23 protein-coding genes are annotated in these 22,187 nt (G+C 72.4%); 12 read left to right on the top strand and 11 right to left on the bottom strand.

Features of this window, described 5'->3' with window-relative positions; genetic code table 11:
• Positions 1-45: 45 nt before the first annotated feature.
• On the top strand, positions 46-1,311 hold the full coding sequence (gene tyrS / locus ACFWZ5_RS18915) for a tyrosine--tRNA ligase (protein WP_384796032.1): 1,266 nt from the start codon (positions 46-48) through the stop codon (positions 1,309-1,311).
• Positions 1,312-1,376: 65 nt separating this feature from the next.
• On the opposite strand, the gene ACFWZ5_RS18910 is transcribed toward tyrS, so the two are convergent.
• Positions 1,377-1,652, bottom strand: coding sequence for a GlsB/YeaQ/YmgE family stress response membrane protein (locus tag ACFWZ5_RS18910; RefSeq protein ID WP_030684223.1), 276 nt, complete (start codon positions 1,650-1,652; stop codon positions 1,377-1,379).
• 214 nt (positions 1,653-1,866) lie between these two features.
• On the opposite strand from ACFWZ5_RS18910, the gene ACFWZ5_RS18905 reads away from it, so the two are divergent.
• Positions 1,867-2,256, top strand: a complete 390-nt coding sequence (locus tag ACFWZ5_RS18905; RefSeq protein ID WP_384796035.1) for a DUF3099 domain-containing protein — start codon at positions 1,867-1,869, stop codon at positions 2,254-2,256.
• A 179-nt stretch (positions 2,257-2,435) separates the two neighbouring features.
• Positions 2,436-2,669 carry a hypothetical protein gene (locus ACFWZ5_RS18900; protein ID WP_384796037.1) on the top strand — a complete coding sequence of 78 codons (234 nt, stop codon included), beginning with the start codon at positions 2,436-2,438 and terminating at the stop codon, positions 2,667-2,669.
• Between the two features lies 1 nt (position 2,670).
• Here ACFWZ5_RS18900 and moaA read toward each other — a convergent pair whose 3' ends face one another.
• The 3 genes from moaA to ACFWZ5_RS18885 form a co-directional block, all read right to left on the bottom strand.
• Positions 2,671-3,663, bottom strand: coding sequence for a GTP 3',8-cyclase MoaA (moaA, locus tag ACFWZ5_RS18895; protein WP_384796039.1), 993 nt, complete (start codon positions 3,661-3,663; stop codon positions 2,671-2,673).
• 182 nt (positions 3,664-3,845) lie between these two features.
• Positions 3,846-5,489 (bottom strand): cation acetate symporter, encoded by a 1,644-nt coding sequence (locus tag ACFWZ5_RS18890; protein WP_384796041.1) that lies wholly within the window; start codon positions 5,487-5,489, stop codon positions 3,846-3,848.
• Positions 5,486-5,854 carry a DUF485 domain-containing protein gene (locus tag ACFWZ5_RS18885; protein ID WP_384796043.1) on the bottom strand — a complete coding sequence of 123 codons (369 nt, stop codon included), beginning with the start codon at positions 5,852-5,854 and terminating at the stop codon, positions 5,486-5,488. Before ACFWZ5_RS18885 ends, ACFWZ5_RS18890 begins: the two co-directional genes overlap by 4 nt.
• Before the next feature lie 408 nt (positions 5,855-6,262).
• Here ACFWZ5_RS18885 and ACFWZ5_RS18880 point away from each other — a divergent pair, with 408 nt between their 5' ends.
• The 5 genes from ACFWZ5_RS18880 to ACFWZ5_RS18860 all read left to right on the top strand — a co-directional run bounded on the left by ACFWZ5_RS18880 (position 6,263) and on the right by ACFWZ5_RS18860 (position 12,840).
• Positions 6,263-7,852 (top strand): S8 family serine peptidase, encoded by a 1,590-nt coding sequence (locus ACFWZ5_RS18880; protein WP_384796045.1) that lies wholly within the window; start codon positions 6,263-6,265, stop codon positions 7,850-7,852.
• Between the two features lie 14 nt (positions 7,853-7,866).
• The gene (locus tag ACFWZ5_RS18875) at positions 7,867-9,438 is read left to right on the top strand and encodes a S8 family serine peptidase (RefSeq protein WP_384796047.1); all 1,572 of its coding nucleotides are present in this window, start codon (positions 7,867-7,869) and stop codon (positions 9,436-9,438) included.
• Between the two features lie 78 nt (positions 9,439-9,516).
• A complete protein-coding gene (locus tag ACFWZ5_RS18870) occupies positions 9,517-10,086 on the top strand; it encodes a hypothetical protein (RefSeq protein ID WP_384796049.1) in 570 nt (189 codons plus the stop codon).
• A gap of 49 nt (positions 10,087-10,135) precedes the next feature.
• Positions 10,136-11,689 carry a CoA transferase gene (locus ACFWZ5_RS18865; RefSeq protein WP_384796051.1) on the top strand — a complete coding sequence of 518 codons (1,554 nt, stop codon included), beginning with the start codon at positions 10,136-10,138 and terminating at the stop codon, positions 11,687-11,689.
• An 83-nt stretch (positions 11,690-11,772) separates the two neighbouring features.
• Positions 11,773-12,840, top strand: coding sequence for a CopD family protein (locus ACFWZ5_RS18860; protein ID WP_384796075.1), 1,068 nt, complete (start codon positions 11,773-11,775; stop codon positions 12,838-12,840).
• Here ACFWZ5_RS18860 and ACFWZ5_RS18855 read toward each other — a convergent pair.
• From ACFWZ5_RS18855 to ACFWZ5_RS18825, 7 genes are all read right to left on the bottom strand, one after another.
• Positions 12,809-13,573, bottom strand: coding sequence for a lysoplasmalogenase (locus ACFWZ5_RS18855; RefSeq protein WP_384796053.1), 765 nt, complete (start codon positions 13,571-13,573; stop codon positions 12,809-12,811). The two genes, ACFWZ5_RS18860 and ACFWZ5_RS18855, sit on opposite strands and share 32 nt — an antisense overlap.
• The gene (locus ACFWZ5_RS18850; protein WP_384796055.1) at positions 13,570-14,475 is read right to left on the bottom strand and encodes a sterol desaturase family protein; all 906 of its coding nucleotides are present in this window, start codon (positions 14,473-14,475) and stop codon (positions 13,570-13,572) included. Before ACFWZ5_RS18850 ends, ACFWZ5_RS18855 begins: the two co-directional genes overlap by 4 nt.
• Positions 14,476-14,576: 101 nt before the next feature.
• The gene (locus ACFWZ5_RS18845) at positions 14,577-15,287 is read right to left on the bottom strand and encodes a VIT family protein (protein ID WP_384796057.1); all 711 of its coding nucleotides are present in this window, start codon (positions 15,285-15,287) and stop codon (positions 14,577-14,579) included.
• Between the two features lie 24 nt (positions 15,288-15,311).
• Positions 15,312-16,541 carry an amidohydrolase family protein gene (locus ACFWZ5_RS18840; protein ID WP_384796059.1) on the bottom strand — a complete coding sequence of 410 codons (1,230 nt, stop codon included), beginning with the start codon at positions 16,539-16,541 and terminating at the stop codon, positions 15,312-15,314.
• Complete coding sequence (locus ACFWZ5_RS18835; protein WP_384796061.1) at positions 16,538-17,851, bottom strand: amidohydrolase family protein; 1,314 nt, start codon at positions 17,849-17,851, stop codon at positions 16,538-16,540. The genes ACFWZ5_RS18840 and ACFWZ5_RS18835 overlap by 4 nt, the downstream gene beginning before the upstream one ends.
• Before the next feature lie 20 nt (positions 17,852-17,871).
• Positions 17,872-18,756 carry an SDR family NAD(P)-dependent oxidoreductase gene (locus ACFWZ5_RS18830; protein ID WP_384796063.1) on the bottom strand — a complete coding sequence of 295 codons (885 nt, stop codon included), beginning with the start codon at positions 18,754-18,756 and terminating at the stop codon, positions 17,872-17,874.
• A complete protein-coding gene (locus tag ACFWZ5_RS18825) occupies positions 18,756-19,553 on the bottom strand; it encodes an acetoacetate decarboxylase family protein (protein WP_384796065.1) in 798 nt (265 codons plus the stop codon). The genes ACFWZ5_RS18830 and ACFWZ5_RS18825 overlap by 1 nt, the downstream gene beginning before the upstream one ends.
• A 75-nt stretch (positions 19,554-19,628) precedes the next feature.
• On the opposite strand from ACFWZ5_RS18825, the gene ACFWZ5_RS18820 reads away from it, so the two are divergent.
• From ACFWZ5_RS18820 to ACFWZ5_RS18805, 4 genes are all read left to right on the top strand, one after another.
• Entirely contained in the window at positions 19,629-20,264 is a 636-nt protein-coding gene (locus ACFWZ5_RS18820; RefSeq protein ID WP_384796067.1) for a TetR/AcrR family transcriptional regulator, read from the top strand.
• A 78-nt stretch (positions 20,265-20,342) separates the two neighbouring features.
• On the top strand, positions 20,343-21,407 hold the full coding sequence (locus tag ACFWZ5_RS18815) for a DEDDh family exonuclease (RefSeq protein ID WP_384796069.1): 1,065 nt from the start codon (positions 20,343-20,345) through the stop codon (positions 21,405-21,407).
• Positions 21,408-21,471: 64 nt separating this feature from the next.
• The gene (locus tag ACFWZ5_RS18810; RefSeq protein ID WP_384796071.1) at positions 21,472-21,705 is read left to right on the top strand and encodes a hypothetical protein; all 234 of its coding nucleotides are present in this window, start codon (positions 21,472-21,474) and stop codon (positions 21,703-21,705) included.
• A 122-nt stretch (positions 21,706-21,827) separates the two neighbouring features.
• The coding region (locus ACFWZ5_RS18805; protein ID WP_384890876.1) for an SURF1 family cytochrome oxidase biogenesis protein at positions 21,828-22,187 on the top strand (360 nt) is incomplete at its 3' end.

The following is a 22,187-nucleotide window of genomic DNA, read 5'->3' as shown; positions in this document are numbered from 1 at the left end:
CCTTGAGGTGCACGTACTGATCACTCCCGAGGAGACAAGAGACCTGTGACGGACATCGTCGACGAGCTGAAGTGGCGGGGGCTCTTCTCCCAGTCCACCGACGAAGAAGCACTGCGCAAGGCGCTCGCGGACGGTCCCGTCACGTTCTATTGCGGCTTCGACCCGACCGCGGCCAGCCTGCACGTCGGGCATCTGGTGCAGGTCCTGACCGTGCGCCGCCTCCAGCAGGCGGGCCACCGCCCGCTGGCGCTCGTGGGCGGCGCCACGGGCCAGATCGGCGACCCGCGCCCGACGGCCGAGCGCACCCTGAACGACCCGGAGACGGTCGCGAACTGGGTGACCCGCCTGCGGACCCAGATCGAGCCGTTCCTGTCCTTCGAGGGCGAGAACGCCGCGGTGATGGTGAACAACCTGGACTGGACCGCGGGGATGTCCGCGATCGAGTTCCTGCGGGACATCGGCAAGCACTTCCGCGTGAACAAGATGCTCACCAAGGAGTCGGTGGCCCGCCGCCTGGAGTCGCAGGAGGGCATCAGCTACACGGAGTTCAGCTACCAGCTGCTCCAGGGCATGGACTTCCTCGAGCTGTACCGGCGCCACGGCTGCGTCCTGCAGACCGGCGGCTCCGACCAGTGGGGCAACCTCACGGCGGGCATCGACCTGATCCACCGCCTGGAGCCCGAGGCGACGGTGCACGCCATCGCCACGCCGCTGATGACCAAGGCGGACGGCACCAAGTTCGGCAAGACCGAGGGCGGCGCCGTCTGGCTCGACCCGGAGATGACGACGCCGTACGCGTTCTACCAGTTCTGGCTGAACGTGGACGACCGGGACATCTCGACGTACCTGCGCATCCTGTCCTTCCGGTCCCGCGAGGAGCTCGAGGAGCTGGAGCGGCAGACCGAGGAGCGTCCGCAGGCGCGCGCCGCGCAGCGCGCGCTCGCCGAGGAGCTGACGACCCTGGTGCACGGCGCCGACCAGTGCGCCGCCGTGATCGCCGCGTCGAAGGCCCTCTTCGGCCAGGGCGACCTCGGTGACCTGGACGCGGCGACCCTGGCCGCGGCGCTCTCCGAGCTGCCGCGCGTCGAGGTCGCCGAGCTCGGCCCGGTCGTGGACCTCCTCGCCGAGGTCGGCCTGGTGGCGAGCAAGTCCGCCGCACGCCGCACGGTCAAGGAGGGCGGCGCGTACGTGAACAACGTGAAGGTGGCGTCCGAGGACGCCGTGCCGGCGCGCGAGGACCTGCTGCACGGGCGCTGGCTGGTGCTGCGCCGCGGCAAGAAGAACCTGGCCGCGGTGGAGGTCACGGGCTGACCCCGGCGGGCACGCACGCGTGAGGGGCCGGTCCTGGCGGACCGGCCCCTCATGACGTGTGCGGCTCACGTCGTCTGTCTGTTGCCCTTGACCGCCTTGTAGAGCATGTCGCCGACCGCCACGACGACCAGCGCCGCGCCGAGCTGGAGGGCGTGCCGCCCCCAGTCGATGCCCTTGGTCTCGTCGATGCCGAACCCTGCGGCCATCCAGTTGCCGAGCACGCCGCCGATGATGCCGAACACGGTCGTCAGCCACAGCGGACTGTGCTGCTTCCCGGGCAGGATCGCCTTGGCGAGCAGACCAAGGACGAAGCCCACGATGATCGCCCACAACCAGCCCATAGCTGCCTCCTCAGACGGCTGTACCTGAGCATTACGCTCAGTGTCGGCCCATCCGCCATACGGCGCATGTCGGGCGCCTCCATACGTGGCGTGACGCACCGGATACGGGGAGGCGTGGCGGCCCCCGGTCTACGCGGCTGCGCAGCCGCGGCGTAACGTGGTGAAGCGTCCAGGCCGGGGAGAGCCTGGCAATACGGGCAGGCGGTGGAATGTGATGCGGAAGCGGAGCGGTACCGAGGTTTTCCGGATCACTGGGGCCCGGCAGGGTCTCGAGGACGACGTCCGGGGCCGGCAGCGCAGGTACATGATCTCGATGTCCGTCCGCACTGTTTCGGTCATTGCCGCCGCGGTGCTGTGGAACGTCGAGCGCCATGTCGCTCTCGTCGCGCTGGTACTCGGAATGCTCCTGCCGTACGTTGCCGTGGTGATCGCCAACGCGGGCCGGGAGAACGCGCCTTCGCTCCCGTCAACCTTCGTACCGGCACCGTCGCGGCCGATGCTGGCCGCCGGACCCTCCCCCGACCGGGCGGCGGAACCCGTCCCGGAAGACGCCGGGCGCCGCGCGCAGGGCGAGCCGCACGCACCGTCACGCGAACAGAGCTGACCGTCGACCTTACGCCAAGCTCAAGAAAACCTCAGATCAATCATGTAGTTCCGGTGCCAGGCGGCCGGTGACCCGTGACATACTTCGTACGCGCTCCGCATCCCCCGTCGGAGCGACAGACCGACGCCGGGCAGCTCCCCCCGTGGCTGCTCGGCGTCGCCTTGTTTGGGATGACTTACGTGACCGACGAAACCCCCATCTGCTCCGCCAAGGGCTGCCGCGCGGCCGCCGTCTGGGTGCTCGCGTGGAACAACCCGAAGCTGCACACGCCGGAGCGGCGCAAGACCTGGCTCGCCTGCGAGGAGCACCGCGAGCACCTGTCCCAGTTCCTGGGGGTGCGGGGCTTCCTCAAGGACGTCGTGACGCTCGCCGAGTGGGACCGGGTCCAGGGGGCGTCCGGCGCCGGGCGCTGACTCAGCCGCCGATCGCCGACATGGGGCGCTCGGGCTGCAGGAACGACGGGTCGTCCAGGCCGGAACCCGCCTTCTTGCCCCACATCGCGAGCTTCCAGATGCGGGCGATCTCCTCGTCCGCGCTGTCCTCGGCGCGCAGGGCTGCCCGCAGGTCGGTCTCCTCGGTGGCGAACAGGCAGGTGCGCACCTGACCGTCGGCCGTGAGCCGGGTGCGGTCGCAGGCGGCGCAGAACGGGCGGGTGACGGAGGCGATGACGCCCACGCGGTGCGGGCCGCCGTCGACGATCCAGCGCTCGGCGGGTGCGGAGCCGCGCCGCTCGGCGTCCTCGTCGGTGAGCGCGAAGCGGGTGCGCAGGGAGGCGAGGATGTCACCGGCCGTGATCATGCCCTCGCGCTTCCAGCCGTGCTGGGCGTCCAGGGGCATCTGCTCGATGAAGCGGAGTTCGTAGTCGTTCGCCACGGCCCAGGCGAGGAGGTCGGGGGCCTCGTCGTCGTTCAGTCCCGGCATCAGGACCGCGTTGACCTTCACCGGGGTGAGGCCGGCCTCGCGGGCCGCTTCCAGGCCCTCCAGGACGTCGCGGTGCCGGTCGCGGCGGGTGAGGGTCTTGAAGACGTCCGGGCGCAGCGTGTCCAGGGAGACGTTGACGCGGTCGAGGCCCGCGGCCTTGAGGGCCTTCGCGGTGCGCTTCAGGCCGATGCCGTTCGTCGTCAGGGACATCCGGGGGCGCGGCTCGAGTGCGGCGCAGCGCTCGACGATGCCGACGAGGCCGGGGCGGAGCAGCGGCTCGCCGCCGGTGAAGCGGACCTCCTCGATGCCGAGGTGCGTGACGGCGATGCGGATGAGGCGGACGATCTCGTCGTCCGTGAGGAGATCGGGCTTGGCCAGCCACTTCAGGCCCTCTTCGGGCATGCAGTACGTGCACCGCAGGTTGCACCGGTCGGTCAGCGAAACCCGCAGATCGGTGGCCACTCGGCCGTAGGTGTCGATGAGCACGTGGGCCCCCCTCCCCGGTCCGGATCGGTAGTACGTCCTTTGACCATGAGCCTACGTGACGTGACTGACATCGACAGGGGCCGTTGCCACAGGACGGACGCGGCCGCGTCGTAGATCCCTACGACGCGGCCGCTTCTTCGTACCGCTGTCAGCGGTGTCCTGCCCCGGTCAGTGGGCCCCGGTCAGTGCGCCCCGGTGCCCGTGAGGGACCGCACCTCCAGCTCCGCGTACTTCTTGGTGTCCGGCTCCTCCTTGGACAGGAGGGTGCCGAGCCAGCCGAGCAGGAAGCCCACGGGGATGGAGATGATGCCGGGGTTCTCCAGCGGGAACCAGTGGAAGTCGACGCCCTTGAACATCGACGTCTTCGGATTCCCGGAGACGACGGGCGAGAACAGCACCAGGAACACGGCGGTGAACAGGCCGCCGTAGATCGACCACAGCGCGCCCTGCGTGGTGAACCTCTTCCAGAACAGGCTGTAGAGGATCGTCGGCAGGTTGGCGGACGCGGCGACCGCGAAGGCGAGGGCCACCAGGCCCGCCACGTTCAGGTCGCGGGCGAGCGCGCCGAGCGCGATGGAGACGATGCCGATGAACACGGTCGCCCAGCGGGCGGCCTTGACCTCTTCCTTCTCGCTGGCCTGTCCCCTCTTGATGACGTTCGCGTAGATGTCGTGCGCGAACGACGAGGACGAGGCGAGGGTGAGGCCCGCGACGACCGCGAGGATCGTGGCGAAGGCGACCGCCGAGATGGTGGCGAGCAGGATGGCGCCCCAGCTGGAGTCCACTCCCCCGAGGTGGAGGGCGAGCAGGGGTGCCGCCGTGTTGCCCGCCGGGTTGGAGTCGGTGATCTCCTTGGGGCTGATGAGGGCCGCGGCGCCGAAGCCGAGGGCGATCGTCATCAGGTAGAAGGCGCCGATGATGCCGATGGCCCAGTTCACGGACTTCCGGGCGGCCTTGGCCGTCGGCACCGTGTAGAAGCGGATGAGGATGTGCGGCAGGCCCGCGGTGCCGAGCACCAGGGCGATGCCGAGCGAGATGAAGTCCAGCTTGGATGTGCCCGTGGCGCCGTACTTGAGGCCGGGCTCCAGGAACGGGGCGCCCTTGCCGCTGTTCTCGGCGGCCGTGCCGAGCAGGTCCGAGATGTTGAAGTCGAACTTCAGGAGCACCAGGAAGGTCAGCAGCAGCGCGCCCGCGATGAGCAGGACGGCCTTGACCATCTGCACCCAGGTGGTGCCCTTCATGCCGCCGATGGTGACGTACACGATCATCAGGACGCCGACGAGGGCGACGATGGCGACCTTGCCGCCGTCGCTGGTGATGCCGAGGAGCAGCGAGACCAGGACGCCCGCGCCCGCCATCTGCGCGAGCAGGTAGAAGATCGACACGACGATCGTCGAGGCGCCCGCGGCGGTGCGCACCGGGCGCTGGCGCATGCGGTAGGCGAGGACGTCGCCCATCGTGTAGCGCCCGGAGTTGCGCAGCGGCTCGGCGACCAGGAGCAGCGCCACGAGCCAGGCGACCAGGAAGCCGATGGAGTACAGGAACCCGTCGTAGCCGAACAGGGCGATGGCGCCCGCGATGCCGAGGAAGGACGCGGCGGACATGTAGTCGCCGGAGACGGCGAGGCCGTTCTGGAAGCCGGTGAACTGCCGTCCGCCGGCGTAGAAGTCGGCGGCGCTCTTGGTCTGGCGGCCCGCCCAGACGGTGATGACGAGGGTGGCGACGACGAACACCGCGAACAGGGAGATGATCAGCGGCCGGTGCTCGCTCGCCTCGCCCGCGGCGAGGACTGCGGACTGTGTTCCGTGCGTGGTCAGGGTGCTCATGCGCCGCTCTCCATCCGGGACTTGATCGCCTCGGCCCTGGGGTCGAGCTTGGCGGCGGCGTGGCGGGAGTACCACCAGGCGATGAGGAACGTGGTGAGGAACTGCGCGAGGCCGAGCGCGAGCGCGACGTTGATGTTGCCGAACAGCTTGGTGCCCATGAAGTCACCGGCGTAGTTCGACAGGAGCACGTACACGAGGTACCAGGTGATGAAGGCGATGGTGATCGGGAACGCGAACGAGCGGTGCGCGGAGCGCAGTTCGCCGAACTCCTGGCTCTGCTGCACCTCGACGAACTCCTCCGCGGAGGGGGCCGGGGGCGTGGGTTCGGTGCCGCCCTTCGAAGGTGGCGGTGCGTCGGGGGCCACGGAGTCTCCTCGTGGTGCGGGGGCGGTTGGGGTGGGTGGGGGTGCGGGGACGCCTGAGACGTCGGAACCGCCTGAGACGTCAGGGACGTCCGAGACGTCGGGGACGGAAGCGATGTGGTCCATGTGCTCTCTGTTCCAAAAAGTGACACGGATCACGTGGGCCGCGGATGGTGATGCTAAGCCCAGGGGACGTGATCCGACAGGGGGTTGATGTTGCGTCTGTTCGCTGCTCAACGTCACGGCGGCGCGCCCGACGCGGTTCACCGCGCCGCTTTCCCTGGTTTCTTCACATAGTCATTGCTGGCCGGGGAGTCCGGGGGATAGCTTCGCCCTGCACCACCCGTCATGCACCTGCCCGAGCACACGCAGTGTTCGGGCAGTTCCGTATCCGGATGATGTGGAGATCCCATGGCTCTTCAGCGCACCTCCCGCACCTCCCGTCCGGCCAGACGTCTGGCGCTCGCCCTGCCCCTGGGTGTCGCGCTCGCGGCGTCGGTCGGGTTCGCGCCGGGCGCCGCGACCGCGGTCCCGCTGGACTCCCCCGGTTCCACCACCGCACGGGCGGCCGCCACCACACCCGCCGCGGGCAAGCTCACGTACGTCGTCAACTCGCGGACCGACCCCAAGACCCTCGCCCGCGTCAAGAAGGCGATCGCCGCGGCCGACGGCACGGTCGTCGTGACGTACGCGAAGATCGGCGTGACCGTCGCGGTGTCGTCCCACGCGGACTTCGGCAAGCAGCTGCGGGCGGTGCGCGGCGTGCAGTCCGCGGGCGCCACCCGCACGGCGCCGCTCACGGCGGCCGGCACGACCGAGGAGGGCGCCCCGACCTTCCTGTCGAAGGACCGGGCCAAGGCGCTCCAGCGGCAGGCCTCTTCCGGCACGGCGGACGCTCCGGCGCAGGAGCCGCTGGAGGCCGACCAGTGGGATCTGCGGTCCATCGGCGCCGACAAGGCGGCGAAGACCAACCCGGGCTCCGAGAAGGTCACCGTCGGCGTCATCGACACCGGCGTCGACGACACGCACCCCGACCTCGCGCCCAGCTTCGCCGCGAAGCAGTCCGCGAGCTGCGTGGGCGGCAAGCCGGACACCTCGCCCGGCGCCTGGCGCCCGGCGAAGAAGGAGCACTACCACGGCACGCACGTGGCGGGCGAGATAGCCGCCGCCCGCAACGGCATAGGCGTCGCCGGGGTGGCACCCGGCGTCAAGGTCGCGGGCATCAAGGTGGCCGACCCGGTCAACGAGCTGTTCTACCCGGAGAGCGTCGTCTGCGCCTTCGTGTTCGCCGCCGACAACGGCATCGAGATCACCAACAACAGCTACTACGTCGACCCGTGGCTGTTCAACTGCAAAGACGACCCCGACCAGCGGGCCATCCTCGACGCGGTCAACCGCGCCCAGCTGTACGCCAAGCGCAAGGGCACGCTGAACCTCGCCTCCGCGGGCAACTCCAACCACGACCTGGACGCGGACGCGCTCGTCGACGAGTCGAGCCCCGACGACTCCACGCCGGTCAAGCGCACCATCGACCCGCACAAGTGCCTCGACGTGCCGGCCCAGCTCCCGGGCGTCGTCACGGTCAGCGCGACCGGCGTGTACAACGCCAAGTCCTACTACTCCACGTACGGCAATGGCGTCGTCGACGTCGCGGCTCCCGGCGGCGACCGCCGCTACCAGAAGCCGACGGACACCCCGTCGAAGGACGGCGGCATCCTGTCCACCATGCCGGGCGGCCAGTACGCCTGGCTGCAGGGCACCTCGATGGCGTCGCCGCACGCGGCGGGCGTCGCGGCCCTGCTGAAGTCGACGCACCCGAAGGCGGGCCCGGACCAGCTGCAGAAGCTGCTCAAGCGCCAGGCCGACAACCCGGGCTGCCCGGACAAGCCGTACGACCCCGACGGCGACGGCAAGGTCGACGCCGTGTGCAAGGGCGACAAGAACCGCAACGGGTTCTACGGCTACGGCGTGGTCGACGCGCTCGACGCCGTCGAGAAGTGACGGGGGGTACGACCGTGACCGAGCACTCCGCGCCGCTCGCGCGCCGCGCCCTCGCCCTGCCCCTCGGCGTCGCGGTGCTGTCCGCGCTCGCCTTCCTGCCGGGGACCGCGTCCGCGCAGCCCGACGCGCCCTCCGGCGCGTCCCCCGCACCCGCGGCTCCGGCGGCCTCGGGCGTCCTGGCCGCCGCCGACGGCAAGATGAGCTACGTGGTCAACGTCCGCAAGGGCCACGGAAGTTCCACCGCGTACGTGAAGAAGGCCATCGCCAAGGCCGGCGGCACCGTTGTGATCGCGTACGACAAGATCGGTGTCATCGTCGTGCACTCGGCGAACCCGGACTTCGCCAAGACGATCCGCGGGGCCAAGGGCGTGCAGTCGGCGGGTGCCACGCGCACGGCGCCGCTGTCCGCCCAGTCCAGCGACGACATCGACGCCGCGCGCCCGCTGTCCGCCGCCGAGGCGAAGTCCGCCGCGGGCAAGGCGTCGGCCGGGCAGGACGAGCTGGAGCCGCTGCAGTGGGACCTGCCCGCCATGAAGGCGGACCAGGCGCACCAGGTGTCCCTCGGCAGCCCGAAGGTGACGGTCGGCGTCCTGGACTCCGGGGTGGACGACACGCACCCGGACATCGCGCCGAACTTCGACAGGAACGCGTCCGCGAGCTGTCTGGGCGGCGTGCCCACGCAGAAGGACAACGCGTGGCGCCCGGTGACCAAGGAGAGCGACCACGGCATGCACGTGGCGGGCTCGATCGCCGCCGCGAAGAACGGCACCGGCATCACCGGCGTCGCGCCCGGCGTGAAGGTCGCGAGCCTGAAGGTGGCCGAGCCCGCGACCGGCCTGTACTACACCGAGGCCGTGGTCTGCGGCTTCATGTGGGCGGCCGACCACGGCGTGGACGTGACGAACAGCAGCTACTACACGGACCCGTGGCTGTTCAACTGCCGTACCGACGAGGACCAGAAGGCCCTGGTCGACGCGGTCGGCCGGGCGTCGCGGTACGCGGAGCGCAAGGGCGCCGTGAACGTCGCCGCCGCGGGCAACGCCCGGACGGACCTCGCCCAGGAGGAGATCGTCGACGAGTCGAGCCCGAACGACACGACGCCGGTCAAGCGCACCATCAGGACCGCGGACTGCTTCGACCTGCCGTCGCAGCTGCCGGGCGTCGTGACGGTGTCCGCCACGGGCGCGAAGGCCCTGAAGTCCTCGTACTCGAACTACGGCAAGGGCGTCGTCGACATCGCCGCACCCGGCGGCGACTCGACGGCGTTCCAGAAGCCGCAGCCGCCGGCCACCAGCGGCCTGATCCTGTCGACCCTTCCGGGCGGCAAGTTCGGCTACAAGGCCGGTACGTCCATGGCGTCGCCGCACGTCGCGGGCGTGGCCGCGCTCATCAAGTCGACGCACCCGAAGGCCTCCGCGGCCCGGGTGAAGGCCCTGCTGTACCGCCAGGCCGACGCGATGGAGTGCACCGACCCGTACGACATCGACGGCGACGGCAAGGTCGACGCGGTGTGCGAGGGCGGCAAGAACCGCAACGGGTTCTACGGAGTGGGCATGGCCGACGCCCTGGACGCCGTGCGGAAGTAGTAACCAGAGGTGGGAGGGCGTGTGTGAAGGGGCCGGGCGGTTACGGACCGTCCGGCCCCGCGCGAGAGGATGCCGCGCATGTACGCCTATCAAGACTCCTCGTTCGTCTACGCGGGCCCCGAGCGGTGGCACGCCGAACCGGTCCGGCCGGCCTGGCGGCTCGTGCTGCTCTTCCTGGTCACCGTCGTCGTGCTGCCCGTGTGGTGGGCGCTGCTCCTGGCGCTGGCCCTCGCGCTGATCGTGGTGGCCATGTTCGCGGAGATCCTGACGGTGATCCCCGGCTTCGAGAGCGGTGCCGAGCGCTTCATGGACGCCACCATCGGCCGGATCCCGGTCTGGCCGCGCTGGTGGGTGACCTGGCCCGAGCTGCGGCACGAGGGGGACGCGGACTTCTACCGGGCGCGGGTCGACGCGTATCTGGACAAGTGGACGAAGAAGGCGTCGGCCCCCAGGAAGAAGGGCGTGAGCCGGACCACCGAGTGCGAGGTTCCGCTGCGGAAGTACCGCGGCGTGGGCGGTGAATACGTCGTCCAGGCGGCGTCGGCCCGCGGCTGGGAGCTCCGCCCTTCGGACCCGCGGGACGAGATACGGCTGTGGTGGTCGGCGGCGTCGGAGCCGGGGGCGACCGGGCCCTCGCGGGTGCAGTAGCCCGGGGGTATCCGTGTCACGGGGGCGCGGCGCGCGGCATAGTGGCTGTATGACGCAATCACCTTTGGTGCCGCAAACACCAGTGGCGCAGGGCGAGTTCCCGGTGCGGGACGCCGTGGCGGGCGGGGCGGCGCTGCCTGCCGTCGTGACCGCGTGGGACGCGCTCGGGGGCGCCCCCGGGCTGCTCCCTGGGCTCTCCGCCGACGTACGCGACGACACGCTGCCCGCGCGGCTCCCCGTGCGCGCCCTGGCCCGGGCCTGCACGGGCGTCTGCGCGCTCGCCGCCGCCGAGCTCGCCGGGCGGCGCGCGGGGCGGGACGTGCCGCACGCGCGCGTGGACGACGGTGCCGTCGCCGCGGCCTTCACCAGTGAACGGCAGCTCCTCGTGGACGGGCGCGCGCCCGTCACGTTCGCGCCGCTGTCACGCTTCTGGCCCACCGCCGACGGCTGGGTGCGTACGCACGCCAACTATCCGCACCACCGGAGGCGTCTGCTGGCCGCACTGGGGCTCGCGGACGTGGCCTCCGAGAGCGCCGCGGACGCGGTCGCCGCGCGGCTCGCCGAGCTGTCCGCCGCGGAGGTCGAGGACGCGGTGTACGACGCCGGGGGCCTGGCCGTCGCCGTGCGCACGCCCGAGGAGTGGGCCGCGCACCCACAGGGCACTGCGGTGGCGGAGCTGCCCCTGGTGGGCCGGGAGCGGCTCGGCGGCGGCGCTCCGCGGGCCCTGCCCCCGCTGACCGGCGACCCGCTGCTGCCCGCAGCGGGCGTGCGCGTCCTCGACCTCACGCGCGTCATCGCGGGCCCGGTCGCTACCCGCACGCTCGCGCTGCTCGGCGCGGACGTCCTGCGCGTCGACTCCCCGCGCCTGCCGGAACTGCCCGACCAGCACACGGACACGGGCTTCGGCAAGCGCTCCACCACGCTCGACCTCGCCACCCCCGCCGACCTGCGGACCTTCGACGAGCTCCTGGCCGGGGCCGACGTGGTCGTCACCGGCTACCGGCCCGGCGCCCTCGACCGGTTCGGCCTCTCCCCCGAGGCGCTGGCCGAGCGCCGCCCCGGCCTCGTCGTGGCGCAGCTGTCCGCGTGGGGCGGGGTCGGGCCGTGGGCGGAGAGGCGGGGCTTTGACAGCCTGGTGCAGGCGGCGACGGGCATCGCGCTCGTGGAGGGCGCACCGGCCGCGCCCGCCGCCGAGGGTGCACCGGGCCGGCCCGGTGCGCTGCCCGCGCAGGCACTGGACCACGGCACGGGGTACCTTCTGGCCGCGGCCGTCCTGCGGTCGCTGACGGAACGCCTTACCGACGGTGAGGACAGCGGGGGCGGCACGCGGGTCGTGCGGCTCGCGCTGGCGCGGACGGCGGCCTGGCTCATGGGGCAGGACGCGCCGGACGGCGGGGAAGGTGGGGAGGGCGGCGGGCCCGGGAGCCGGGAGGGCGGCGGGCCGGAGGGCCGGGAGGGTGCCATCGCCCGCTGGCTCGCCGAGACGGACAGTCCGCTGGGGCGCCTTCGGCACGCGCTGCCGCCGGTGTCCTTCACCGGCGGACCCGTGAACTGGAAGCGGCCGCCGGGCAGTTGGGGCACGGACGCACCCCAGTGGCGGTGACCTGGCGTCCTGGCCGGAATGACATCTCACCAGTTGTTTGCCCTGACTTGCCCCACAGTGACACGTCTGGTGAAGATCATATGGTGAGCTCCATAAGACCCCCAGTGGACACGGGAGACGAGGCGGTCGCCGCGCCCTCCGCCGCGTCCCCGCGCGCGGAGCGCCGCGCCGCGCACCGCCGCCCGTCGTCGGGCCGTGCCGTCGCCGTCCTGGTCCTCGTGGCCGTCGCCGCGGTGGTCCCGCTGTTCGGCCCGTCGGCCGCCCTGGACGGCACCGGTGAGGCCGAGGCGCCGGGCACGCCGGGCATCACGTTCCTGCGGACGGTGCTGTTCGCCGCGCTGTGCGTGCAGACGGGTGAGGTGTTCGTACGGCGGCTCGCGCGCCGCGTGCCGGGGGCGCCGCTGGACTCGGCTCCCCGCGCGTGGGCGTGGTGGGCGGCGGGCGCGGGCTTCGTCGCGGCGCTCGGCCTGGCGTCGGTCGTGGCCAGCGGCAACCTGGTGCCGCAGCAGCTGTCCGACCTCGACATCGGCGGGCTCTACCAGTCGCGGGACGGGCGCCTCGCGCTCCTGGAGGTCAACGCGTTCGTCGTGGCCGCCCTGTGCGCGCGCTCGCGCCGGCCGGACAGCACGGTCCTGCCGCTGGCCGCGGTGGTCGTCGCGGAGGCGCTGCGCGCCCACCCGCCCACCGAGGACGCGCCGCTCATCGGCTCCGGGCTCACCCTGGTGCACCTGACGTGCGCGGCGCTGTGGGCGGGCGGGCTGCTGTACGCGCTGCGGACCCTGTGGCGCTGGCGCGCGTACGCCCCGGAGGCGGGTGTCGCCGTACTCGGCCTCTACGCGCGCGTGGCCGCCGTTCTGTTCGCCACGATCACCGCGACCGGGATCGTCAGCACGCTGCGCCGCATGCCGCCGGACACGGTCGTGGACCAGCTGACGGACACGGCTTACGGCCGGACGCTGCTCGCCAAGGTGCTGCTCGTGGCCGTCGTCGCCGTGCTCGCACTGCTCGCGCGGCTCCGTCTGAAGCGGTCCGGGGCCGCCGCCGACCCCTTCGCCGCGTACGCGCCCGCGCGCGGGGAGGTGATGGTGCTCGGCGCCGTGGTCACGGTGTCGGCGCTGCTCACCGCGGTGCCGGTGCCGATCCGCTGGTGACGGTGGCGTCCGTGCCGGTGACATCCGTGCCGGTGGGGGTGCCGGTGGCGCGGGCCAGGATTCCCCGGGCGAGGAGGACCTGCGCCGCCAGGTAGGTGAGCATGATCCAGAAGTCGGGGCGCGGCGCCTGCGGCCAGTCGGCCACGTCGGTCGCGATGAGGCTGTCCGACAGCAGGAACAGCGCGCCGCCGACGGCCGCCGCCGGGCCGAGCCTGGTCGCCGCGAACGCCATCCCCGTGAGCAGGACGCTGTAGCCCGCGACCGGGCCCCGCATGTCCGACGGGAGGTCGGGCCACAGAAGCGTCACCGTGGCGGCGAGCGCCGTGGCGTACGCGAGGGCCAGTGAGGTGCCACGCGCGCGTGGGTGGCCGTTTCCGTGGCGTCTGAAGAGCGCGAGGTAGCAGAGGTGGCCTGCGGCGAAGGAGCCCATGCCGGCCAAGAACGCCGGATCGGCGTCGACGAGCAGGAGGGTGTCCCCTGCCCCACCGCACAGGAGCGCGGCGGTCAGGAGTCGCGGGCCTCCGCCGAAGGCGACGTATGCGGCCAGCAGGGGCATCAGGAGCGGCTTGAAGACAGCGTGGGCGATGTCGGATCCGGCGAGCAGACCCGCCAAGTCCCCCAGGGCCGCCAGTCCGAATGCCGTCAGGATCCAGGTGGCGTAGCGGTCTTGAGGGGTGCGGGTCTCAGGGCCAGTGCCCGTCGTCGTGGGCACAGCGGGCACGCTCCTCGTCATGCCGCGCGCTCCGGTGTCCGGTCCGGCGTCGTCTCGGGCGCTGTCGGCTCGGGCGCCGCCTGGGGGCGCTGTGGTTGCCAGCCCGGCCCCCTGAAGACGTGGCCCGCTCGTTCGCGCCAGCCCTTGGCCTTCTTCAGGTCCTTGGCGATCGCCGCGTACTCGTGGGTGGCGACCCGCAGGGGGTTGAAGGTGTCGATGTTCTTGGTCAGGCCGTAGACAGGGCGCTCCGTCTCCGGGACCCAGGAGCGGAACATGCGGTCCCAGATGATGAGGATGCCGCCGAAGTTGCGGTCCAGATAGCCGCCCTGCGACGCGTGGTGGACGCGGTGGTGCGAGGGGGTGTTGAAGACGTACTCGACAGGGCGCGGCAGCTTGCCGATGCGTTCCGTGTGGACCCAGAACTGGTACACCAGGTTGGCCGACGAGCAGAACGCGACCGCCGCCGGGTGCACCCCGCACAGGATCATCGGCACGTAGAACGGCCACACCGTGAGGGTCGTCCAGGGCTGGCGCAGCGCGGTCGTGAGGTTGAACTTCTTGCTGGAGTGGTGCACCACGTGGCAGGCCCACAGGACGCGGATGACGTGGTGGCCCCGGTGCGACCAGTAGTAGAAGAAGTCCTGGGCGAGCAGCATCAGGGGGACGGTCCACCACAGGACGGGGATCCGCAGGGGCGTGGCCGCGTACAGCGCCGAGTAGATCGCGACGATCGGGATCTTCCAGAGCAGGTCGAAGACCAGGCTGCCGAGCCCCATGGTGATGCTGGTGGCGGCGTCCTTCGTCTCGTACCCGGCGGCGTCCTCGTCCGGATGGATCCGGACGCTGATCATCTCGACCACGGTGAGCAGGACGAAGGCCGGTATCGACCAGAGCACGACATCGGGCAGGTTCGGGGACGACATGCGTGCACCGTAGAACGGCTGTTGGGCCGCCGCTAGAGGTTGTTACCGATAAGTATTACCGCCGGTACGGCCCGAAAAATTGGCGATCTCCACCAATGCCCTCAGACACCGGCCGCCCCCAGGAGCGCCCCGGCCCCGTACGTCACCGCCATCGCCAGTGCCCCGCCCGCCACGTTCCGTACCACTGCCGGGCGTACCGCCGCCGCGCCCAGGCGGGCGCTGCTCCAGCCGGTGAGGGCGAGCGCGGCGAGGACCGACGCGACGGTGACCGGCAGGCGCCACGCGGCGGGCGGCAGGACGATCGCGAGCAGCGGGAGCAGCGCGCCCGCCGTGAACGCGACGAAGCTGGCCCACGCGGCGTGCCAGGGGTTGGCGAGCTCGTCGGGGTCGATGCCGAGCTCCACGCGCGCGTGGGCGCGCAGCGCGTCCCGCTCGGTGAGCTGCTGCGCGGCCTCGCGGGCCACGTCGCGGCTGAGGCCGCGCCCTTCCAGGAGGTCGGTCAGCTCGGCGAGTTCGGCGTCCGGCTGCTCGCGCAGCTCGCGCTTCTCCTGGGCCAGGGCGGCCTTCTCGGAGTCGCGCTGGGTGGACACGGACACGTACTCGCCCGCGGCCATCGACATCGACCCGGCGAGCAGCCCGGCGAGGCCCGCCGTCAGGATCGTGGCGCGCTCACTGGTGGCGCCCGCGACGCCGACGACGAGGCCCGCGGTGGAGACGATGCCGTCGTTGGCGCCGAGCACGGCGGCCCGCAGCCAGTTGAGGCGGGAGCCGAGGGCGCCGCCGTGCGCCTCCTCGTGTGGTGCTTGCGTCACAGGGCGAGCATGGCACCGCCCGCCTCACCAGACGCGGACCGACCCTCCCGGGGCGAACACCGGGCTCGTCGCGTCGGCCGGGGGCTCCTTCAAGGGTTCGGCGATCTCCTCAACGGTGGGGCCGACCTCGGCCGCGAGGGCGTCGAGGCGCTCCAGGTCGAAGCCGTACACCCGGGCGGCGTTGCCGCCGACCATGGCCGCGACCTCGTCCGGGGGCAGGCCCGCGAAGGCGGCGCGCAGGCCCTCGCGGGAGTACGGGTGGGTGCCTTCGTCGTGGGGGTAGTCGCTGCCCCACATGATCTTGTCGAGGCCGATGCGGTCCCGCAGGGCCGCCTCGTGCGGGCGCATGAAGCTCGCGCCCACGGAGCAGTTGTCCCGCCACACCTCGGCGGGGCCCTTGCCCATGGCCCGGGCGAGCCCGGCGCCGAACTTCGACTCCGCGGTGTCCTGCCGGGAGGCGGCCGCGACGAGCCGCCCGTGGTAGTAGTCCAGCATGTCGAGCACGCCCGGGATCCATCCTGAGCCCTGCTCGGTGAGGACAAGCCGCAGCTTGGGATGGCGGTGGAAGGCGCCGCCGAACATCAGGTGCCACAGCGCCCGGTGCGAGAACCACGTCGTCTCGACCATGAACACCGCCCGCGCCGCGGGCTCGTCACCGAGCGGCGGCGAGGCCGAGCCCGCGTGGTGGTTGACGGGCACGCCGAGCTCGGCGCAGACGGCCCACAGCGGGTCGTACGCCTGCGAGTACAGCTCGGGCAGGCCCGAGCCCGGCGGCGTACCGGGCAGCATGACCCCGCCGGTGAGCCCCGCGCCGGCCGCCCACCGGACCTCCCGCACCGCCTCGTCGACGTCGCCGAGCAGGATCTGGAAGACGCCCGCCCTGCGGCCCGGCGCCGCCGCGCAGAAGTCGGCGAGCCAGCGGTTGTGGGCGCGCAGGCCCGCCCAGCGCCGCGCGAACTCCTCCCGGTCCGGGGGCGGGGCCATCAGCGAGGCGGACGGGAAGAACGGCGGGATGGTGTTGGGGAAGACCACCTCGGCGACGATGCCGTCCCGGGCGAGCTCGGCGACGCGGCGGTCGGAGTTCCAGTTCCTGTCGGCGGTGTCGGCCAGGAGGTCCTCGTGCGGGTTGACGTAGGTGGCCGCCCAGGTGTCGAAGTCGTCGTGGTGCCGCGCCTCCAAGTAGGGCCGGTAGTCCAGGAGGTCGGCGCCCGCGTGGCAGTCCGCCGAGATCACCGTGTACCGCTCGCCACTCATGTGGTCACCCCCAGGGCCGGGAAGTCGTGGTCGGTCAGCCAGTGGCGGCCCACCTCGCGCGAGCGCGCCCAGGAGGCCACCACGGCGCTCTGGTCGGGGTCCTGGCCGAGGTCGGCGGGCGTCGGCCCGATGCGGCGGGCCAGCGGGGCCAGCTTGTCCGTGTCGAAGCCGAAGACCTCGGCCGCGGCCAGGCCGAGCATGCGGCGGGTCTCCCCCACCGGGATGTCGTGGAAGGTCCTCGCCAGCCACGCGCGCGTGTCGGGCCAGGTGCCCTCGGGGTGCGGGAAGTCGCTGCCCCACAGGATGTTGTCGACGCCGATCTCGTAGCGCTGGGCGAGCTCGCGGCGCTTGGTGTTGGTGGCGCAGACGAACACCTGGCGGTCCAGGTACGCGTGCGGCGGGCGCTTCAGCTCGGCGAAGGGCGACAGCTTCTTGCCGCCGTGCGCGCCCAGGTAGAGGCGGTCCATGAACCACAGCAGGTTCGGCAGCCACCAGCAGCCCGACTCCGCGACGCCGAACCGCAGCCCCGGGTGGCGCTCGAAGACCCCGGACCACATCAGGAACCACAGCGGCCGCGCGGGCCACCAGGTCACTTCGGAGACGTAGATCCCGAGGTGGTCGCCGTACTCGTGGCGGGGCGCCGCACCGGAGTGGGTGAGCACGGGCATCGCGCACTCCGCGGCCGCGGCCCACACGGGGTCGTAGCGGCGGTCGTGGTAGGGCGCCTTGTCGACCCACATGGAGGGGATCATCAGGGCGCCGAGTCCTGACTCCTTGGCGCGGTGCACCTCCGCGACGACGCGGGCGGCGTCGTCGACGGCCCCGGTGAGGGGCAGCAGGGCGACGCCGCAGTGCCGCTCGGGGTGGTGCGACACGAAGTCGGCGAGCCAGCGGTTGTGCGCCTGGGCGCCCGCCATGCCGAGCTCGGGGTCCTGGTCCCCGGAGAGGCCGAGCCCCACTCCGAAGGGCGCGGCCGTCCGGCTGTCGACGGCGTCCGCGTCGGGGAAGACGACCTCGGCGGCCACGCCGTCGCCGTCGAGCTCCTTGACGCGCTGCGCGGCGTCCCAGCCGCCCTTCAGGCCCTCCTCGTTGTCGTGGAACCACTGCGCGGCGAAGGCCTCGTTGCGGATGCCCAGGCGGGTCATCTCCTCGCGGCGCCGGTCGCGCCCGGCGAGGAACTCGTCGAAGGCCCGGTGGAAGCGGCCCTCCAGGTAGGGCCGGTACTCCTCGGTGGGGAGCCCGGCGTGGCAGTCGGACGAGATGATCAGGTACGGGTCGGTGGCGTCGGCGGCATCGGTGGCATCGCCCATGGCGCACCCCTTCGGTCCGTTCAGTCCAGGATGAAGCTCTCCAGGTAGTCCGGCGCGGAGCGCTCCAGCATCGACTGGGAGCGCGCCTTGATCTGCCGGTCGGTGTGCTCGCTCGGCGGCAGCAGCCAGAAGCGGTCCGCCCTGATGCCGTCGGCGACGAAGTCCGCGACCTCCTCGACGGGCGTGAACCGCACCTCGTGCCCCGCCGCGCGCATCGCCGCCTCCCACTGGTCGAGACTGCGGTAGGGCGTCCTGCGGGGGCGGGTCTTGGCGTACCGGGCGGGCCGGTTGCGGTGCGCCTCCCACAGCCCGGTCCGCAGCATGTGCGGGCCGGGGAAGAGCACGGACGCGCCCACGCGCGCGTGCTCCGCCTTCAGGTGCGCGTACAGGGACTCCGTCATCGTCACCACGGCCGCCTTGGTGACCGCGTACACGGAGGCGGTGGGCAGCGGTGCGACGCCGCCGTCACTGGAGGAGGTGTTGACGACGTGGCCGGGCTCGCCCCCGGCAAGCATGCGGGGCACGAACGCCTGGATGCCGTGGAAGACGCCCCAGACGTTGACCTCGAAGGCCCACGTCCAGTCGTTCGGCTCGTGCTCCCACATGCGGCCCTCGGCGCCGGATCCGACACCGGCGTTGTTGCACAGCACATGGACGGCGCCGAAGGCCTCGTACGCGGCGTCGGCGAGCGCGACGACCTGCTCGCGCACCCCGACGTCGACCACGCGCGCGTGCACGGCCGCGCCGTCCGCGCGCAGGTCCGCCGCGGCCTTCTCCAGGGCGGCCGCCTCGACGTCGGCGAGCACCACCTTCAGCCCTTCGGCCGCGAACCGCCGTGCGAGCGCGAGCCCGATCCCACTGGCCGCGCCGGTGACGACGGCCACCTGTCCCGCTGCGAGGTCCATCAGACGCTGCCCTCCGGAGGCCCGTCGAGCACCTGCCGGGCGTCGTCGTAGCGCTGGTGGACGTACGGCAGCAGGGCCTCCGCGGCGACCCGCTCGACGACCCTGCCCCGCTGGGAGCTGGTCTTCTCGCCGATGGTGAGCTCCACGAGGCGGTGGACGGGGAGGTCGGCCACCGGGTCGTACATCGACTCGCGCAGCACCACGTCCCCGGTGACGCGCTCCAGCTTGCGGACCTTCTCCTCGCGTACGCAGTGCACGAGCACCGGGTCGGCGTCGAAGCCCGAACCGTCCACTCCGGGCAGGAACTTGAAGTAGAAGTCCGTCCTGCGCGCGGGCTCCGGCAGCGGCAGCGCGCCGCTCACGCCCCCGCGCACCTCGACGAACGCGATGCCGTGCCGGGCGAGCGCCGCGCGGACGACGAGGCCGTCGCGCTCGACCGTGACCTCGCCGAGCTTCTTCGGCTCGCCGAACACCTCGCGCCCGCCGGTCAGCGCCCGCTCATGGGTCATCGGCATCACCAGGGGGTACCAGCCCGCCACCGCGCCGTGCTCCGCGGCGACGGCGACCGAACCGGCGCCCAGGGGGTAGCCGGGCAGTTCGACCTTGCTGATGTTCACGCGCACCAGGGGGCGCGCCGTGGGCTTCAGGGGAGGCGGCAGGACCGCCGCGACCGCGTCCGGGTCGCTCTCCCAGAGGGCGACCACGCCCGTGGACCAGATGTCGGGGAGCTGCGCGTTCGCGGTCCGTGCCGCGGCCAGCTCGGCCTCGGTGCGCGCGCCGTAGCGTACGCGTGCCATGTCGTACCACCCTTCGCTGCCGGGGGTGTGCGGGCGACTTGCGGGAGGTTCTGTAACACAGTTACAACAGACTCCGTGAAGGGTAAAGAGCCGCGGGCGCGCCTCGACCGGGAACAGGTCCTCCGGGCCGCGGCGGGCCTGGTGCGGCAGCACGGCCCCGGGGCCCTGACCATGCGCAAGCTCGCCGCCGAGCTCGGCACGGCCGTCACCTCCATCTACTGGCACGTCGGCAACCGCGAGTCGCTCTTGGACGCCCTCGTCGAGCGCACCGTCGCCGACCTCGGCGAGATCCACCCCTCGGGCCGGGCACCCGCCGCGCGCGTGGTCTCCGTGGCGCGCGCCCTGCGCCGCCAGCTGCTCGACCACCCGCACCTCGTGGCGATGGTCCACGAACGCGGCCTCACGGAGCGGATGTTCCTGCCCGCCCAGCAGGTCCTGGCGCGCGAACTGCACGCGGCGGGCCTGCGCGGGGACCGCGCCGCCGACGCCGTACGGGCCGTGCAGGTGCACGTCGTCGGCCACGTCCTGGTGGAGCGCAACCGCGCACGCGCGCCGGTGCAGCGCCCCGGCGAACAGGAGCTGTGGGACGCGCGCGCCGCCGACGGCGACCCCGCGCTCGCCCGTGCGCTCGCCCGCCCCCTGGACGCGGAGCGGCTGTTCACCCTGTCGGCCAGGGCGCTGGTGGCCGGGCTGCTCGGCGCCGACGAGTGAGGGCCTGACGCGCTCTAGGGCACGGCGCCGGCGGCCCACGGGCGTGACTGTCAGTCGTGGCCCGTATCCTCATGGACCATGCTCGAAGACCGCACGCGCGCCGCGTCCGCAGACTCCTGGCCGACCGCCTACCCATCGGGGTACGCGGTCGTCGACGTCGAGACCACCGGCCTGTCCAGGGACGACCGGATCATCTCCGCCGCGGTCTACCGACTGGACGCGCGGGGCGAGGTCGAGGACCACTGGTACACGCTGGTCAACCCGCAGCGCGACCCGGGCCCGGTCTGGATCCACGGCCTGACGAGCGACAAGCTCGCCGAGGCCCCGCTGTTCGCGGACATCGCCGAGGAGTTCGGCGAGCGCCTGCGCGACCGCGTCCTGGTCGCCCACAACGCCGTCTTCGACTGGTCGATGATCGCCCGGGAGTACGCCCGCGCGGAGCGCACGGCGCCGGTCCGCCAGCGCCTGTGCACCATCGCGCTCTCCAAGGAGCTCGCGCTGCCGCTGCCCAACCACAAGCTGGAGTCCCTGGCCGCCCACTTCGGCGTCGTCCAGCGCCACGCCCACCACGCCCTCGACGACGCGCGGGTCCTCGCCGAGGCGTTCCGCCCGAGCCTGCACGCCGCGGCCAGCGGCAACGTACGCCTGCCGCTCCTGGAGTGCCGCCCGCTGACCGAGTGGGCGGACGGCGCGGCCCGCGTGGTCCGTCAGTCCACGGGCTCCTCGTTCCCCAACTCGGCGTACCAGCCGACGAACTGGCGCGCCTCCCGGAAGCGCCCGGCCTGCCCGTATCCGAACCCGGGGCGGTACGAGGACGGCAAGCCGCTCAAGCAGGGCATGCGGGTCGCCTTCTCCGGGGACACGTCCGTGGACCGCGAGCTCCTGGAGGACCGCGCCTTCGACGCGGGCCTGCACATCGCCACGAGCGTGTCCCGCCTCACCAGCCTCCTGGTGACGAACGACCCGGACTCGGGCACCTCGAAGACCACGAAGGCCCGCGCGTACGGCACGCCGGTGATCGACGAGGCGGCCTTCGGCCAGCTCCTGCAGGACGTGGCCCCCGCCGACGGGACGGGCGCGGCTTCGGCAGGGGGTACGGGTTCGGCGTCGGCCGACGGATCGGGCGCGGCGTCAGACGGGTGATTGCCGGGCGACTCGCCCGCCCGCCGCTCGCCCCGCACCGCCGCCGGGACCCACCCTGTGGCGCATGGCACGTTGCGAGGTCTGCGGAAACGACTACGGCATGTCCTTCGAAGTGCACGCGCAGGGCGCGGTGCACGTCTTCGACTGCTTCGCCTGCGCCATCCACCGCATGGCGCCGATCTGCGAGCACTGTCGGTGCCGCATCATCGGGCAGGGCGTCGAGGCCGATGGCCACTGGTACTGCGGGGCGCACTGCTCCCGCGCGGAGGGGCAGGTGGGCATCGTCGACAAGGTGTGACGCGGCCCGCCCGGGCCGACAGGTGTGACGCGGCCCCCGCGGCCGCCCCGGAGCCCCCGACCGGAGCCCTCGACCGGACCCTCCCGTCGGGGGCTCCGTCGCGCACAGGTACCGTCAAGGGCGTGTACCGCTTCCTGTTGTCCCGCCAGTGGGTGATCCTCACCCTCGTCGGCCTCGTCCTCATCCCCGCGATGATCGAGCTGGGCTTCTGGCAGCTGCACCGCCATGAGAAGCGGGTGGCGCGCAACGATCAGATCGCCGAGGCGCTCGACGCCAGGCCGGTCCCCGCCGAGCGGCTCACCTCGCCCGGCCGCGACGTGCCGCACTCCGCCGTGTACCGCAGAGTGACGGCCAAGGGCACGTACGACACGAAGCACGAGGTCGTGGGGGGGGGGCGGCCCCCCGCCCCCGACCAGGTGGGGGTAGACCACCAGACCCCCCACGTCCGCACCACCACCCAGGTGCTCAACATCAAAACCCGC

This window comes from Streptomyces sp. NPDC059003 (assembly GCF_042740445.1).
Lineage (GTDB): Bacteria > Actinomycetota > Actinomycetes > Streptomycetales > Streptomycetaceae > Streptomyces.
This window is presented reverse-complemented; position numbering and strand designations above follow the sequence as displayed.